The organism is Candidatus Villigracilis sp., assembly GCF_057083605.1.
In genome coordinates this window covers 1-15338 of sequence record NZ_JBXMTI010000001.1, presented here as the reverse complement: position 1 = coordinate 15338, position 15338 = coordinate 1, and the positions used below count along the sequence as shown (strand labels likewise).

The following is a 15338-nucleotide window of genomic DNA, read 5'->3' as shown; positions in this document are numbered from 1 at the left end:
GGTGAATATTTGACGAACGAGATCACCAAACAAGGCTTGATCGTTAAGGCCCAATCCGGTTTCTTTTGGGTGGAAACCGGGGAGGGTCTTGTTATTTGTCAGTTACGTGGAAAATTGAAGCAGGGCAGGGCTAAAGGTGATATTGCCGCTCTTGGCGATCATGTCACCATTACACTTTTGGATGACGGCAGCGGGGCGTTGGAAAAGGTCGAAGAGCGCAAGCAGGCTTTGGTCAGGTTGGACCCGCGCCCGCAAGGTGAGTATCAACAAGTGCTGCTGGCAAATGCCGATCAGGTAGTATTCGTGTTTGCGTGTGCGAATCCGAATCCGAAATTAAGAATGCTGGATCGTTTCCTGGTCATCGCTGAAAAACAAAAGATACCGATTGTCATCATTGCTAATAAAATTGACCTGGTTGAAAATGCGAAAGAGATTTTTGGTTTATACGAAGACATTGGATATCGCGTGATCTACACCTCAGCAAAAACAGGCGTGGGTCTGGAAGAAATACGCGATGTCTTGAAAAATAAGATCTCTGCACTGGCCGGGCCAAGCGGTGTTGGAAAATCAACTTTGTTGAATGCACTTCAACCGGGGCTGGGGCTGGCCGTGAATGAGATCAGCAAAGTGATGAACAAAGGTCGTCATACCACCGTCACGCGCCAAATGTTTGCATTGGAAGGCGGCGGATACGTGGCCGACACTCCGGGTTGGAAAAGCCTTGCGCTGTGGGATACAGAAGCCGGAGAGATAGATGCGTATTTTCCAGAGTTACGCGATCTCGTCCCACATTGTCAATTCAGTGATTGCACACATAGCCACGAGCCAGGTTGCGCCGTGCTTGCCGCATTGAAAGCGAATAAAATTCACCCTGAACGATACGAATCTTATTTAAGATTGAGTGCAGGACAAGAGTAACGATTTACGATTGCCGATTTTTGATGTTTCGACACGGTGAGCGAAAGACGAACCGTCAACACAAGTTTACGATTTGAAGCTGGTGGTCGAGTAGCTCTTCGTGCTCGTCGAAGAGCGTATCGAGACCCGTTTCACGCACCACGAATTACCCGGCACTTGACACTCCGCACCTGACACCTGATACTTACCCCAATGGCTGATAACTGGAATTTACTTGGGCACGAATGGGCAGTGGATATGCTCCGCCAACACGCGGCACGCGGAGAGGCACGCCATGCGTATCTTTTCTGTGGACCTCCTGGCCTGGGCCGCCGCACTTTGGCGTTGCGCCTCGCCCAGGCATTGAACTGCACCAACCCTATCGCGCCCGGCATTCCTTGTAGAACCTGTCGCGATTGCAAACAGATCGAAGCTATGCAACACCCAGACCTGAACGTGATTCAGGCTGAGACCGAGGGCGGCGTTCTCAAAGTGGATCAGATCCGCGAAGTACAGCGTACAATGTCGCTAAAACCTTATCAATCAAAATATCGCGTGGCTTTATTTTTGCGTTTTCAGGAAGCTAATGACAACGCCGCAAATGCATTGTTGAAGACTCTCGAAGAAGCTCCCGCGCACGCGATCCTTCTCTTAACTGCCGATAACCCCGAACAACTTTTGCCCACCATTGTTTCACGCTGCGAAATCCTGCGCCTGCGACCTTTGCCCATCGAAGCCATCGAATCGGATTTGATCGAACGCGGCGTGGACGAGGAGCGCGCCCGTCTGCTTGCCCATATCTCAGGCGGACGTCCCGGCTATGCCCGCAAACTCGTTGATGACATCACCATTCTCGAAAAGCGTGAGGAAAGACTCAACGATCTGCAAACGCTTTTGCCTGCCCCTCGCGTGGAGAAATTTTCCTACGCTGATAAACTCTCCAAAGACAAAGATTCCATGCGTCAGGCGATCATGATCTGGCTCTCTTACTGGCGGGATGTGATGCTGCGCGTGGCTGGCGCGGAGACGCCTCTCATCAACATAGACCGCAACATGGAAATAGAATTCCTCGCCGGGCGGTTAGATCTATCCACTGCGCGGCGCGTGGTCAGCGACCTCGAGAATACTCTCGAAAAAATGGACCGTAACGTCAATTCAAGATTACTGGCTGAAGTCTTATTGTTGGACTGGCCGAAAGTTTAAAGGTGAATCAAATGACAGAATCAGCACTTGCAAAAAAGATGAAACTCAGACCCGGCTTGAGCGCTACGGTCATTAACGCGCCTGAAAATTATCTGAATGAGTTAAAACACGATTTTAAAATTTCACAAAGCCTGGATCGGAAGTCCGATTGGATACAAATTTTTGTAAAACAAAAGCGGAACTGGATGCGCTTTTTCCCAGAATATTGAAAATCCTTAAACCCGAATCCATGTTGTGGATTTCCTTCCCTAAGGGTTCATCCAAAATTCAAACTGACCTGACCCGCGACAAAGGCTGGGACATTATCCAGACTGCCGATTTGAAATGGATCAATCTAGTTTCGGTCAATGAGTTATGGTCTGCTTTTGCAATGCGTCCGTATAAGGCGGGCGAGGCAAAGCAGAGTTTTAGATAGGAGATAATTATGTGTAGAAGCATTAAACCCTTGCGCAACATGGATCATCCCGTCACAGAGCAGGAGATTCGGGAAGCGGCATTGCAGTATGTAAGGAAGGTCAGCGGGTATCGAAAGCCTTCAAAGGTAAATGAAGAAGCATTTCAAGAGGCGATCAAAGAAGTCGCTGAGGCAACGCGAAAGATGCTGGAAATATTGGATAACAATAAATCTAATGGAGGAAATGCTATACTTATTTAAAGCTGGTCTTAATTATCAGCAATACATGGAGGTTACGTTTGTACAATTTGTTGGTCACTTATGAATCTGGTAGATGGGATGCGTCTCAATACCAATACGAAAGGGAGAGAGTATTTGAATTTACTACAGACAGTATCTTCGAAAAATACAAAGACCTTGACGCAAAAGTTATAGAAGAATTAATGTCTCTTCCTTCACTGTTTGTTTATGAAGAATCTCACGGTCTTGACGCTCATATAGGACAGATAAAGCACATAAAAGTGACTACTCGGTCAGTAATAATTGAGTATGAGTTAGATAATACGTTTCCACCAATCCCCATTTCGAGTTTGTCTGATTTGAAATTTAAATTAGACATCGAAAATTGGGAGTTGAATAGAACCCATTGGGCAGTAAAAAACAAAAATCTGCTAGATGTCTTATTTGAAGCAGGACTCATTAAACAAACTGGTTTCCGGAGTCTTGATGTTTTCTTATGCTATGCGTCCGATGATCAAGCCAAAGTGAAGAAACTTTATAAGCGCCTTGCGAAAGATGGAGTTAATGCTTGGTTTGATAAGGAAAAATTACTGCCTGGTCAGGATTGGGAAACAGAAATTCATTCTGCGATTAGAAATTCTGATGTAATCCTTGCTTGCCTATCTTCGCGATCGGTAACAAAGGAAGGCTATCTTCAAAAGGAATTAAGAGCAGCCTTGAATGTGGCTGATGAAAAACCTGATCAGACAATATTTATTATTCCTGTCCGCTTAGAAGACTGTAAAGTTCCCGAAAAGTTGAAAAGGCTTCAGTGGGTCGATTTATTTTTAGAAAACGGGTATGAAAAACTCTTCAAAGCTTTGCAAAATCGTGCGATTGGCCTATAAATAAAGCTGAAAAAAGTTGATGTGGCGCAACTCGTAATCTGTTTCAATTACTCAATCGCTTCCCGCAACTTTCTACGGCGAGTTGAATTCGATCAGCACCACCTCTTCACCAGTTGTTAAATTGACCTCTTTGATAAAGCCGACTCCTTTCGCATAAAATTTATGCTCCTGCAATTCGGGGTCAATCGGGGAAAAGTCGTAGGTTTTGACCACGCTCTCGAATTCTCCAAAAGGAACGGCCACTTTCTCTTCAACACTTAATACCTGTCCCTTATCTTCTGCCTCACCAGCATAATATTCCTGATAATACTCTTCGTTCACGTGTGCTGATGGATCTGCCCACATGATAATGCCAGGTAGGGCGCCATCCACTCCCCATTCCCAGGAACCTTCGTGGTTTACGACCGCGCCATTCTCGTAATTATCAACAGCCTCGCCTAGATACCAAACGTTCCCATCTTTATCCTGGGCATACCAGTCAAAAGTTCCCTCAACAATCTGACCATCCACATAAACAATGTCATGCACCACAATGGCCGCGACGCCATTCACATCGCGTGTACCCTGCAAGACAATGATCTCATTTCGTTCAACTACCCCATTTTCAAGTGTGGCTTCATAGACCCAGGATGAGCCAGGAATAAAAGGAAGATAAGGGTTATCGATTCCGTCCACAAAATCTGCGGGGGTAATGTTGAATGTATATTTGTCCACGTTTCTGTTTAAATTTGAACAGGCAGCAACTAATGCCAGTAGAAACCCAAACCATATTATTCTTTTCATATCAACTCGCTTCCTAAATAAATGAACTTTTGGATATTTCCGTATTATAAGGATTATGCAGACGAATTCAATCCATCGAAAGGAGTATTCAATCGGTTGGAGTTTCCATTAATGGAACTTGAGATGTCTGGGAGGTGTATAGGATATGAAAGAGATGTGATGCAAAAAATAAAATTCTTCGTACTCCTGATCCTGCTTGCGCTGCTTACAACTGCTTGTACTTCAGACGTAAAATTGCTTGAAGATTACCGCATGCCGACGGATATTCCCGTACCGTCGTCTCTGACTGAAATCGCAAAAACTGAAGTCGCATTATCCATGTCCTCGGCAGATTGCCCCGTCACAACTTCGGAGGTACCTTCCTTTGAAGCGCCCGAGCCGTTTTCTCCCAATGCTCCATGGCCCGGTATGTTCTGGTTTGGCTCCGAACATTTATGGACTGCACTTAATGCAAACGGTGTCTGGTCAGGTTTGCCCAAGACCCCTGATGGTTATACCCAAAAAATAATGTGGTGGAGCAGCTTTTATTCATTGCCAGACGAACCCGAACCCGCACTGGTGGTGATAGGGCGCAGGTTGGATGCGGAAGCACCCGCACTTCGATTTTATGGCGCGACCAATGCCATGGCCGACGATATTGAGGAGGCCATGCTCACAGGAGTGGAATTCCCCACGCTTGGATGTTGGGAAGTCACCGGGCGTTATAAGAAGACAGGTTTAACTTTTGTAGTGCAAATTGCACCATAAATAAAAAATCCGAAGTTTTTGAAGCTTCGGAACTTTTGTTTATTCGATTGCCCCTCGAAGTTTTCTCGCGAGCTTTCCGAAATGGGGTGTATAGCGAATATCATCTTTTCTTGGGCGCGGGAGGTCAACTTCCACGTCCAATTTTATTTTGCCGGGGCGTTGGGTTAACACGAGAACACGGTCTGCCAAAAACAGTGATTCGTTAATGGAATGCGTTACCATGATGACTGTTTTTTGTTTTGCCTGCCAGATGCGGGAGAGTTCCGTCCACATGCGTTCGCGGGTGAGCGCATCCAGCGAGGCAAAAGGTTCATCGAGCAGGAGCAGGTCGGGGTCATGAATGAGCGCGCGCGCGATTCCCACACGCTGTGCCATGCCGCCGGATAAGTCGCGCGGCCACGAGTCTTCAAATCCTTGAAGCCCCACCAGTTCGATCATTTCCTGCGCTTTTTTCCGCGCTTTGGATTCATTCATACCTTCCAACTCAAGAGGAAGTTTGATGTTATCCAGCACGCTGCGCCAGGGCATAAGGCTGGCCTGCTGAAAGACCATGCCGATCTTCGGATGCTGGCGACGAATGAAGTGCACATGCCCCGCTGTAGGCCTTAAAAGATTCGCGAGGACTCTCAGCAAAGTTGTTTTGCCAGAGCCCGATGGGCCAAGGAAACAAATAAACTCGCGCGGCGATACATCGAATGAAATATTTTCAAGCGCGTTCAACCCACCGTTGCTATCAGGAAAAACAACGGAGAGGTCTTGAACGGTGAGGATGGATTTTGCAGTCATCTAGGTTTCCATGTCATTGCGAGGAGGGTACTCTTCCCGACGAAGCAATCTCATACTTTGTTGGAGATTGCTTCGTCGTTCACTATCGTTCACTCCTCGCAATGACATAAATTACGGCACAAACTCATTCGTAAACGCCTTGCTCAAATCCACAGGCGAGGGGATCAATTCCATCTTGACCAAAAGATCGTTCATGTTCTCCCAGGCTTGCGGGTCTGAAAAACCAATACGTTCGGCTTCCCAAAATTCAATGGAGGTTGTCAGAACTTGCATCTGTACGTTCTTATCCTGCTCTGCAAGATTCTCAACATACTTCAAACTGATCTCATACGCTTCATCGGGGTTTGCAATCGTATCGGCAATGCCGCGAGCAAGGGCGCGCGCCATGCTCTTCACTAACTCAGGTTCATCCTTGATGGTCATTTCGCTTGAGATGATTCCGTTTGCAGTCAACTGCACATAATCGGCCACACGCAATTCGTTCGACGCAAAACCTTGTGAAGCCAAAACGATGGGTTCGTTCGCGGCATAACCCACCACAATATCTTTTTGTCCGCTGGCGAATGCTTCCACTTGATTAAAGCCAATCGCATCCATCTTCACATCGTCAGCCGTAAGCCCTGCAAAAAAAAGCAAGGCTTGCAAACCAATGTAATTCGCACCGAATAAACCAGGCAGGCCAATATCCTGTCCGCTCAAATCAGCGGGCCCATTGATATTCAACTCAGGCGCAGAAATGACCGAGATCGGAAACTGCTGATACCAGGCGAAGGTATACACCACGGGCAATCCCTGTGAACGCGCCAGCAAAACCTGCTCACCGGAAGCCACTGCAAACGGCAGCTCGCCCGCACCCACCAACGCCACGCCGTCGGTCTCGAAGGAGTAATCGAATTCGATCTCGATCCCCTCCTCGGCAAAATAACCTTTATCGACTGCGACATAGAACGGCGCATATTGAATATTCGGGATGTAGCCCATCGGCAGTTTTATCTTGCGGATTGAGCCCGCATCATTACCGCCCTGTGAACTGCCACAGGCCGAAAGGCTGAGTGCCAGCCCAAGCATGAGTAAAACTAATTTTCTAAACATTGTTGTCTCCTTTGAATTTTCTTCGCGCTGAGCGGAGCGAGCGAACTTCGCGAGTGCAGTCGAAGCGCTCCTGTCCTTCGACTACACCGCATAAAGAACATGCGGCTCCGCTCAGGACGGAGTATTTTGCCATTTCAAAAATTTTCTTTCGAGCAATGTCACCACGCCATACAGTGACAATGCCAGCGCGATCAACGTGAAGACAGCCACAAAGACCATGGATGTATCATATTGAAAGTCGCCAAGCTGCAAAAGGAATCCGAGTCCTTGTTCTGCATCTACCAATTCACCAACGATGGCGCCGATCACAGATAAGGTAGCACCGATCCTTAACCCGCCGAGCAGAACGGGCAGCGAAGCAGGGACTTCGAGTTTCAACATAATCTGCAAGCGTGTGGCGCGGTTGGAATGCATCAGGTCATATAACGCGGATGGCACCGCGCGTACTCCGATGACTGTATTCACCAAAACAGGGAAGAACACGATCAAGGCGCAGATGACTACCTTTGAGAGAATCCCATCCCCCAGCCAGATGACCAGCAGCGGCGCAATTGCCACCACAGGTATCGCCTGGCTTGCCACAAGATATGGCGAAAGGATTTTTTCAAGCGAGCGTGATTTTGCAAGCATGTACCCTGTCACTGTGGCAAAGGTGATGCCAACCAGCAATCCCAATATAATCTCGGCTAGTGTGATACCTGTGTGATAGATCAGGCTTCCATCCTGTAGGGATTTAATGAAACGTGACCAGACATCCACAGGCGCAGGCAGGATGAAGCGCGGAAGTTGAGTCAACTGCACGGCTAGTTGCCAGGCTGTCAAAGCAAAAACAATGGAGAGAATCGCTGGAAGGATATTTTGAACACGCTTGTATGTGGACATAGAAAAATGCGCCTCGCTTGCATCAACAATCGGGACGCAGAATCAGGCATCAGCGGCGTGTGAAGCGGTTCATTTCACGTCCACAAAGAAAAACCCGAAAACAAGGAATGTTTTCGGGGCGTGAATCCAAACAGCGACACGAGTCGTGTTGCCATACCTTCTTCTATCCAGACTATTACTGTCGGCCTCGGAATTCCGCCGAGTCATGCGCGAAGCGCTCGTGGGCTTTACCACCGATCGGGAATTGCACCCTGCCCCGAAGGTCGATATTTAGTTGTTGGCATTATACCCGTAACGGGTGCGATAACGCAATTACGCTTTGACGATGCAATCCACAGGGCAAATGGATACGCACTTGGGCGAATCGTGATGTCCTTCGCATTCAACGCAAGTGGTCTGGTCGATCACGTAGAGGGTGCCGTCGCCTTCGCTGATGGATTCGGTGGGACAATCGGGCACACAGGCACCGCAAGCGATGCAGTCGTCATTGATCTTCATGGTCATTGTAGGTTCTCCTAGATGTATTTTTGTGCGGTCTGAAAGATACATGAAGGTTCAAAGAAGGTTTAGTGACGAATATCGTTGATTTGAGGAGGGTTTGTCATGCTTCGGCGGTTATCTTCAAAATCTCTTTTCGTACATACCAAAGTGGAAGCAAGCCAAAGACTCCGAAGGACATATCGATTAATGTCCAGAATGGTGGAATGTTACGCACGAAACTGAAGATGACCGCCCAGGGGATAATCAACACACAGGCTATTATTCCAAACTCGATAACCCATATATTCTTGATCGGATCGCGTAACGGCCCAATGAAAGCAATTGCAATCGCAACATGACCGAACGCCAGCCAATCAGTCCCATATGCGAGAAATGGATATTGACCGTATCCCTTTTGAACTCCTTCATAGATACGGTCAAACCAGATCGAAGCTTCAGGGAGAGCATTGGCAAACCATGAACCAGTTCCAAACAACTGCTTGAGCATGGTTGCTTCCCAATGAACCGGGATGGCTGTTAACCCGCTAACAGTTAAACCAATCATAAATATGACAAGCAGAATTCGAATACGACGTTGATGAGAAAAGTTGTCTTTCATTGTGACCTCACTAATTCGAAGTTTATACAATAACATTTTAATGAAAAGAAAGCTGTGCGCACAATCACACGGCTTTCTTTTCCTATCAAATTCCGAAATTAATCGGGCGGTCTTTTGGTGGCCCTCTCGAGCAAGTACGCTGTACGTTCAGGAGAAGACGCGGGGCTATTTGAGATTAGTACTAATTGTTCATCAAGGTTGTAAAAAGCGCGAAACCGCCACAGACAAGGAAGGCAACCAAAAATGATACAGCAAAATAAAGAATGATATTTCGCTGGTTGGACTTTCCTGTTTTGCCGTTGTATTGCGTGCCGCAGTTCTGGCATTTGACGTGGGTGAACATGGACGGGCCAAGCGCGCCTCCCCACCAGGTATAGCTGACTTTCTTGGCATTGCTTTGCGAACAATTGGGACAGGGCATGTACTGAGTTTCGTTTTGCATGAGATTCCTCCAGAGAATGAATGATTGCCTATGTTACAAGAAAAAATTATTTCATCACATAGGACATGAGTAGGGGCGGGCGTGTGCCACGAAGTGGTACTATCCCGCCCCTACATTTCAAACAAATCAAACAGAATTTTCCCGCAGCCTTGCCATGGCATACACATCCACAAATTGACCGTCGCGATAGGCGAAGCGGTGATGTGTGCCTTCGGTGACAAAGCCGAATTTTTTGTACAGCCTGATCGCAGGTTCGTTGTCTGTATACACTTCCAATTCAAGGCGGGAGAGGTTGAGCCATTTGTCGGCAAGTTCAATTGCGGCTTGCATGAGAGCAGAGCCAGCACCTTTGCCTTGCCAATCGTCCCGCACCGCCATGCCGATTTGACCTACGTGTCTGCGGCGCGGATGATTTGGAAAGGTGTACAAACCTAATTGACCTACCGCTTCATCTTCAACACATGCCAAAAGACTGAAATATCCATCGGGCGACTCGGCCAATCGCTTGCGCCAGCTCTCTGCAGATGGGTATGGCAGTTGAAGCGTTCCCCATATGGCTTTGGGGCTTGCATATATTTTGTGCATCCCTTCAGCATCGGATGGCTCTGCACGGCGGATTGTAAATACAGGTTTATCCATAAACACCTCTTCTCGTGTCATCCTGAGCCGCTTTATGGCAACAATGTACCCGAATGCGTAAGGATCTCGTTCCCAATTATGCGAGACTCTTCGCTCGCGAAGAACGCTCTCTCAGAGTGACACAGATAGAAACGGGCGGGGCAACCCCGCCCCTACCCAATCATTTCAATTGCGCCTTGATCTTCTCGGCTGTATCTTTATAGGCGGCTAACTTCTCGCGTTCTTTTGCGATCAACGCGGCGGGCGCTTTGTTGGCAAAGTCGCTGCCGAGCAGATTCTCCAGGCGTTGAATGTGCGACTCGGCTTCCTTGAGTACCTTTTCCAGACGCGCCTTTTCATTAGCAATGTCTACCATGCCTGCAAGCGGAAGGTAAATTTCCACAGAGCCAACGACGAGGGCGGCAGAGTCTTTGGGCTTGTCGGGTAATGAGGGGCCAATGGTGAATAGTGAATGGTCGAGACCTGAAAGAGATGCTATCACCGTGGTTTGTGCTTTCAGCAAATCGGTTTTGACGCCCGCGGAAATATTGGCCGCAATCTTCTTGCTGGGAGCCACATTCTTTTCTGCACGTAGGTTGCGGATAGAACGTACGATTTCCTGGATTAACTCAAAGTCAGCCATCTTTGATTCTTCCCAGCCTTCGGGATCACGCGGTTCAGGCCACTTTGCAATGATCAAAGCATTGGGCCAGTCTTTGCAAATCTCACTCAATGAAGATTCGCGCAAGGCGCTGTGCAGGTGACCCCAAATTTCCTCGGTCACAAAAGGTGTGAAGGGATGAAGCAGGCGTAGGCAGGTGTCAAACACATCAGTCAAAATTACAGCTGTCTGTTCTTTCGTTTCATTATTTTGTAATTGTGCTTTCGCAATTTCCACATACCAATCTGCAAAGTCACTCCAAATAAATTCATAAATCTCCTGCCCAGCCTGACCATACTGGAAGTTTTGAAATTGACGCTCCACATTGCCGATGAGAGTTTGGAGCTTTGCCAAAATCCAGGAGTCAGCAAGGGTCAAGAATTCTTTATTCAGCGCTGGCCAGTCTTCAACTTTTTGATTATCTAACGAATCGATGGCATTGATCACAAAGCGTCCCGCATTCCACAACTTATTTGCGAAGTTACGATTGGCTTCCACTTTCTTCAAGCCAACATTGGTGTCATTTCCAGGTGTGGAGCCAACTAACAGCGTGAAGCGAAGCGCGTCTGTGCCGAATTGATCCATCACAATCAGCGGATCGATCACATTGCCTGTCGTCTTGGACATCTTGCGTCCATGCTCATCGCGCACGAGGCCATGCAAATACACGGTATGAAATGGAATCTGTCCTGTGTATTCCAAACCGCTCATGATCATACGCGCCACCCAGAAGAACAAAATGTCATAACCCGTTTCCATGTAGGAAGTGGGGTAGAAATATTTGTAATCAGGAGTTTCATCGGGCCAGCCAAGAGTAGAGAACGGCCACAGGCCCGAGGAGAACCATGTATCCAACACGTCTTCATCCTGGTGAATATCTTTTGAGCCGCAGGTTGCGCATTGCGTTGGGTTTTCGCACGCCACAGTCATGTGGTTATCGGGGCAATACCAGACAGGGATGCGATGTCCCCACCACAGTTGGCGGCTGATACACCAGTCCTTGATATTCTCAAGCCAGTTGTAATAAGTTTTTTCAAATCGCTCGGGCACGATCTTGATGCGCCCGTCTTTGACAGCAGCCAGCGCGGCTTCGGCTAGAGATTCGATTTTCACAAACCATTGAGTTGAGATCATCGGTTCGACAATTTCACCGCCGCGTTGTGAGCGCGGGATGGTCGTCATATATTTTTCTTCCTTGATGACGAGGCCAGCGGCTTTCATATCAGCCCAGAGATTTTTACGCGCTTCGAATCGATCCTGACCTTTATACTGGCCGCCGTTTTCGTTGACCTTTGCCTCCACGTCCAGCATGGAGATGATGGGCAGGTTATGTCGCTGTGCGATGGCATAGTCGTTTGGGTCGTGGCCAGGTGTAATCTTAAGCGCGCCTGTGCCAAACTCCATGCTAACGTATTCATCCGCGATCACTGGAATCTCACGCCCGAGGATCGGCACGATGGCTGTCTTGCCAATGAATTTCTTGTAGCGCTCATCTTCGGGATGAACCGCCACAGCCGTATCGCCAAGGATCGTCTCAGGGCGGATCGTGGCGACAGGGATATAGACTTCGGAAGTCTCCTGTTTAATCATGTACTTGAAGTAATACAGTTTCGCTTCTTCATCGCTGTATTCCACTTCCAGGTCAGACACAGCCGTCTTTAGTCCCGGCGACCAGTTGATGAGCCGTGGGCCGCGATAAATCAGTCCCTTTTCATAGAGGCGGACAAATGCCTCTCGGACTGCCCGACTCAACCCCTCGTCAAGGGTGAAGCGTTCGCGATCCCAATCACAGGAGGCGCCGAGGCGTCGGATCTGATTCGTAATCATGCCGCCGTATTTATGCTTCCAATCCCATGTACGTTTGATGAATTCTTCGCGGCCGATCTCTTCGCGAGTCACTTCTTCCTTTTGCAACAGGTCACGCTCCACCATGAGCTGCGTGGCAATGCCTGCATGGTCGGTACCTGGAACCCATAAAGTGGAGAAGCCCTTCATGCGGTGATAGCGAATCATCAGGTCTTCCACCGAAACGAACATGGCATGGCCGATGTGCAGCTCGCCTGTTACGTTTGGCGGCGGTATTGAAATAACGAACGGTTTCACAGTAGGATCGAAATCTGGCTTGTTGGGATCGTTGTGCGGCTTGAAGAATCCGCCCGCCTCCCACATCGCGTAAATGCGGCCCTCTGTGGCTTTGAAATCGTAAGCTTTGGGTAATTCCTGTTTGGTCATTCTTGCTCCTTATGTCAACAAAAACTCTAAGGCTTTTGTGATCGATTGGTCAAAATTTTTTGGGAACTCGTGTCCCATTTCCGGATGGTCTTCCATTTCACATAGAATCCCATTTTGATTCAGCAGGGTATGGATTTGGGTGAACATTTCGTATCGAGGGTCGCGGACCCCGACGACCAGATAACCGCGCGTATCATGCCTTGAAACCAGCAATTCGTGGATGTCATCCATCGCAATACGCCCGGGGACAACCGCGAGAAAACCGCGTGCGGGAATGAGTCCGCGCAAACAGATCTGAATGGCCGTCGCTGCGCCTTGAGAGAATCCAGCCAAGATTACACGTTGCTGGTCGACCGCATGCTGCTCGATAAGCATTTCGTAGTGAGCAGCGATTTCATCCTGCGATCGTCTTGTATCATCCCAAACAAAGGTATTGGGTGAGCCAAGCTGGGATGATTGCGGCATGGCCAGCATCCAGCCCATTTTTAGCAGTGGCTCCCAATTTCGAAAATCGCGGTCAGGGCTGCTGCCACGTCCATGCAAGGCGATCAGTAATGGATAGGGTGCGTCTCCATCTGGTACACGGATCAATACATCAGGCTTCGAATCCTTTTGTGCGGCGGCATGACGCGCCCGACACTCGGCCACCATTGCTTCAAACGTGGGTAGCCCCTGCAGGGGAGCCAGGTCTTCATCGGCCCGCAATTGCTCGTCGGACCACCACATTCCCTGATCCATTGCTGTGCTCATGGCCTTCAAGGCTTCTTCGGTCTTTCCTGCACGGCTCAACAAACATACTCGCCAATAGGATGTGGTCGCGGTTTCATTGGGAAACTCCACAGCCAGTTGTTCGGTGACGTTTAACGCATCGAGGTACTTGCCCTCGGCATAAAACGCCATCATGGCTTCCGAGCGTCTGAAAAAGTCGGTTCGATCAGTCATTTCAATATCCTTAAAACAAAACACGCTTCATCCATCATGAGGACGAAAGCGTGTGCTTCGCGGTACCACCTCAATTCGCCGTTTCGTGCGGCGCACTCGGTGACCGACAATCATCGGTCCATGCTGTAACGGGCAACCCCGTGGCGGTCTAGTGACCAGTGTTCAGGGAACAGGCTTTCTTCGCCAGTGGATTCAGATGACTTCGGCGATGATTTCCTGCGGATGCTTCCACCGCGCGCATCCTTCTCTATCAGGTATTTTTCGCGTACTACTTCTGAATGTCGGCATTATACGCGCCGAGGCTGGGAGAGTCAAGAAGCGTTATCTACCTCCCCGGTGGATACCAGATCTCCACCGTCCATTTCTGCTGTGTTTGAGGCATGTATAAAACTATTTGCTTGGTCCTAGTGTAGTACTCCTCGATCAGGTTTAGATCATAAAAAATATCCACGTCCTTGGTAGTAACAATCAGGTCAAATTTTTGGTTTCTTATCGAATCATTGATGAACTCCGTGTATTCCAGGCCGTCTTGGTAGAATTCATCATAGGCCGGCCCAAGCCACGGGTTATCTGCATAGGGCTTCACCGAATAATAATAAATCGTCTGGCCAGAATCCAGGGGTGTGAGCCCAAGATCGATCAATCTGGAAGTGATGGTCGAAGAATTCAGAACATTCGCTGAAGGCTCCAAGTAGGAATAAAGCTGTTTCCACTCTATCGAATTTCCCTGCTCCAGCATCCGTGGATCAAGCAGGGGGTATTGCCAGGAAAATAGATTGAAAAGGACCAACACGGCCAAGAAAACTCCCTGTGTTTTTTTGAGTTCAAGCTTTTGGAAAAACCAGAAAAAGAAGGTTGGCACCAGCAATTGATAGGCGTAGTTCAGATAATTTCCCACGTGAGGCCCGAGGATAAAAAGAAAAGCGAGAAAGGTGCAGATGAGGGAATAAAGAAAATAATTCACGGACTTGTCGGCAAGGGGTTGATCCCACACCGAAAAGTTGAAAATAATTCCTGTGGTTTTGGCTTCAGGTGATCCTCTTTTCTTCTTCACAAATTCCATCACAAGCAGGAGGGTGGTCAATATCAGCACGGGATAGAAGAACAGAAATAGTTGTATCAACTGGGAATATAAATTCTCGAAGGTCCTGAATGTGTTGGAAACATTCCCGGCAATGGTGTTTATGAAATACAAGGGAAAACTCAAACGCATCGCGACGGCTGTCACCGCAGCCAGCCCGATGAAAACAAGGGCGTAAACGATCCCTTTTTTCTTCGAAATAAACAGAAATAAGTAGGAGGCAACGATTCCAAAGCCCAATACAAAATAAGCTTTTGTATAGAAGGCTATTACTGAAAACAAGATACTCCAAGCCAACCCGGTGTTATCAAAGGATCTGAGGAATGGGATCAGGATGATCGCCAAAAAAAGA

General features: G+C 48.2%; 17 protein-coding genes and 1 riboswitch. Of the genes, 6 read left to right on the top strand and 11 right to left on the bottom strand.

The genetic code is table 11. From position 1 onward, the window contains the following. The first annotated feature begins 9 nt into the window (after positions 1–9). The 5 genes from rsgA to AC14M5_RS00065 all read left to right on the top strand — a co-directional run bounded on the left by rsgA (position 10) and on the right by AC14M5_RS00065 (position 3621). Positions 10–918 (top strand): ribosome small subunit-dependent GTPase A, encoded by a 909-nt coding sequence (gene rsgA / locus AC14M5_RS00085; RefSeq protein WP_484027572.1) that lies wholly within the window; start codon positions 10–12, stop codon positions 916–918. A 192-nt stretch (positions 919–1110) separates the two neighbouring features. Then, positions 1111–2100, top strand: coding sequence for a DNA polymerase III subunit delta' (holB, locus tag AC14M5_RS00080; RefSeq protein ID WP_484027571.1), 990 nt, complete (start codon positions 1111–1113; stop codon positions 2098–2100). Positions 2101–2248: 148 nt separating this feature from the next. Next, positions 2249–2515, top strand: coding sequence for a hypothetical protein (locus AC14M5_RS00075; RefSeq protein ID WP_484027570.1), 267 nt, complete (start codon positions 2249–2251; stop codon positions 2513–2515). A gap of 9 nt (positions 2516–2524) precedes the next feature. Then, positions 2525–2755, top strand: coding sequence for a DUF2277 domain-containing protein (locus AC14M5_RS00070; RefSeq protein ID WP_484027569.1), 231 nt, complete (start codon positions 2525–2527; stop codon positions 2753–2755). Positions 2756–2793: 38 nt separating this feature from the next. Further along, positions 2794–3621, top strand: coding sequence for a toll/interleukin-1 receptor domain-containing protein (locus AC14M5_RS00065; RefSeq protein WP_484027568.1), 828 nt, complete (start codon positions 2794–2796; stop codon positions 3619–3621). 72 nt (positions 3622–3693) lie between these two features. Here the strand turns inward: AC14M5_RS00065 and AC14M5_RS00060 are convergent, their stop codons facing one another. Then, the gene (locus AC14M5_RS00060) at positions 3694–4404 is read right to left on the bottom strand and encodes a hypothetical protein (protein WP_484027567.1); all 711 of its coding nucleotides are present in this window, start codon (positions 4402–4404) and stop codon (positions 3694–3696) included. Between the two features lie 159 nt (positions 4405–4563). Between AC14M5_RS00060 and AC14M5_RS00055 the strand changes: the two genes are divergently transcribed. Then, a complete protein-coding gene (locus AC14M5_RS00055; protein ID WP_484027566.1) occupies positions 4564–5151 on the top strand; it encodes a hypothetical protein in 588 nt (195 codons plus the stop codon). A 39-nt stretch (positions 5152–5190) separates the two neighbouring features. On the opposite strand, the gene AC14M5_RS00050 is transcribed toward AC14M5_RS00055, so the two are convergent. The 10 genes from AC14M5_RS00050 to AC14M5_RS00005 form a co-directional block, all read right to left on the bottom strand. Continuing rightward, positions 5191–5937: an ABC transporter ATP-binding protein gene (locus AC14M5_RS00050; RefSeq protein WP_484027565.1), complete on the bottom strand. Its 747-nt coding sequence runs from the start codon at positions 5935–5937 to the stop codon at positions 5191–5193. A 111-nt stretch (positions 5938–6048) separates the two neighbouring features. Further along, the gene (locus AC14M5_RS00045; RefSeq protein WP_484027564.1) at positions 6049–7029 is read right to left on the bottom strand and encodes an ABC transporter substrate-binding protein; all 981 of its coding nucleotides are present in this window, start codon (positions 7027–7029) and stop codon (positions 6049–6051) included. A gap of 111 nt (positions 7030–7140) precedes the next feature. Then, complete coding sequence (locus AC14M5_RS00040; RefSeq protein WP_484027563.1) at positions 7141–7911, bottom strand: ABC transporter permease; 771 nt, start codon at positions 7909–7911, stop codon at positions 7141–7143. A gap of 151 nt (positions 7912–8062) precedes the next feature. After that, positions 8063–8179: riboswitch (FMN riboswitch) on the bottom strand. Between the two features lie 44 nt (positions 8180–8223). Next, positions 8224–8415, bottom strand: a complete 192-nt coding sequence (locus tag AC14M5_RS00035; RefSeq protein ID WP_484027562.1) for a 4Fe-4S binding protein — start codon at positions 8413–8415, stop codon at positions 8224–8226. A gap of 97 nt (positions 8416–8512) precedes the next feature. Beyond that, positions 8513–9010, bottom strand: a complete 498-nt coding sequence (locus AC14M5_RS00030; RefSeq protein WP_484027561.1) for a hypothetical protein — start codon at positions 9008–9010, stop codon at positions 8513–8515. A gap of 181 nt (positions 9011–9191) precedes the next feature. Continuing rightward, entirely contained in the window at positions 9192–9452 is a 261-nt protein-coding gene (locus AC14M5_RS00025; protein ID WP_484027560.1) for a hypothetical protein, read from the bottom strand. A 126-nt stretch (positions 9453–9578) separates the two neighbouring features. Next, the gene (locus AC14M5_RS00020) at positions 9579–10091 is read right to left on the bottom strand and encodes a GNAT family N-acetyltransferase (protein WP_484027559.1); all 513 of its coding nucleotides are present in this window, start codon (positions 10089–10091) and stop codon (positions 9579–9581) included. 160 nt (positions 10092–10251) lie between these two features. Then, positions 10252–12963, bottom strand: a complete 2712-nt coding sequence (locus AC14M5_RS00015) for a valine--tRNA ligase (RefSeq protein ID WP_484027558.1) — start codon at positions 12961–12963, stop codon at positions 10252–10254. Positions 12964–12972: 9 nt separating this feature from the next. Then, on the bottom strand, positions 12973–13905 hold the full coding sequence (locus tag AC14M5_RS00010; RefSeq protein ID WP_484027557.1) for an alpha/beta hydrolase: 933 nt from the start codon (positions 13903–13905) through the stop codon (positions 12973–12975). 325 nt (positions 13906–14230) lie between these two features. Continuing rightward, positions 14231–15338: hypothetical protein (locus AC14M5_RS00005; protein ID WP_484027556.1), on the bottom strand; the 1108-nt coding region annotated here is incomplete at its 5' end.

What these genes read in the sequence shown, in the direction of transcription:
- holB (WP_484027571.1), top strand. Translation starts at nt 1,111, where the DNA reads ATGGCTGATAACTGGAATTTACTTGGGCACGAATGGGCAGTGGATATG.
- AC14M5_RS00070 (WP_484027569.1), top strand. Translation starts at nt 2,525, where the DNA reads ATGTGTAGAAGCATTAAACCCTTGCGCAACATGGATCATCCCGTCACA.
- AC14M5_RS00060 (WP_484027567.1), bottom strand. Translation starts at nt 4,404, where the DNA reads ATGAAAAGAATAATATGGTTTGGGTTTCTACTGGCATTAGTTGCTGCC.
- AC14M5_RS00055 (WP_484027566.1), top strand. Translation starts at nt 4,564, where the DNA reads ATGCAAAAAATAAAATTCTTCGTACTCCTGATCCTGCTTGCGCTGCTT.
- AC14M5_RS00050 (WP_484027565.1), bottom strand. Translation starts at nt 5,937, where the DNA reads ATGACTGCAAAATCCATCCTCACCGTTCAAGACCTCTCCGTTGTTTTT.
- AC14M5_RS00045 (WP_484027564.1), bottom strand. Translation starts at nt 7,029, where the DNA reads ATGTTTAGAAAATTAGTTTTACTCATGCTTGGGCTGGCACTCAGCCTT.
- AC14M5_RS00040 (WP_484027563.1), bottom strand. Translation starts at nt 7,911, where the DNA reads ATGTCCACATACAAGCGTGTTCAAAATATCCTTCCAGCGATTCTCTCC.
- AC14M5_RS00035 (WP_484027562.1), bottom strand. Translation starts at nt 8,415, where the DNA reads ATGACCATGAAGATCAATGACGACTGCATCGCTTGCGGTGCCTGTGTG.
- AC14M5_RS00030 (WP_484027561.1), bottom strand. Translation starts at nt 9,010, where the DNA reads ATGAAAGACAACTTTTCTCATCAACGTCGTATTCGAATTCTGCTTGTC.
- AC14M5_RS00025 (WP_484027560.1), bottom strand. Translation starts at nt 9,452, where the DNA reads ATGCAAAACGAAACTCAGTACATGCCCTGTCCCAATTGTTCGCAAAGC.
- AC14M5_RS00020 (WP_484027559.1), bottom strand. Translation starts at nt 10,091, where the DNA reads ATGGATAAACCTGTATTTACAATCCGCCGTGCAGAGCCATCCGATGCT.
- AC14M5_RS00015 (WP_484027558.1), bottom strand. Translation starts at nt 12,963, where the DNA reads ATGACCAAACAGGAATTACCCAAAGCTTACGATTTCAAAGCCACAGAG.
- AC14M5_RS00010 (WP_484027557.1), bottom strand. Translation starts at nt 13,905, where the DNA reads ATGACTGATCGAACCGACTTTTTCAGACGCTCGGAAGCCATGATGGCG.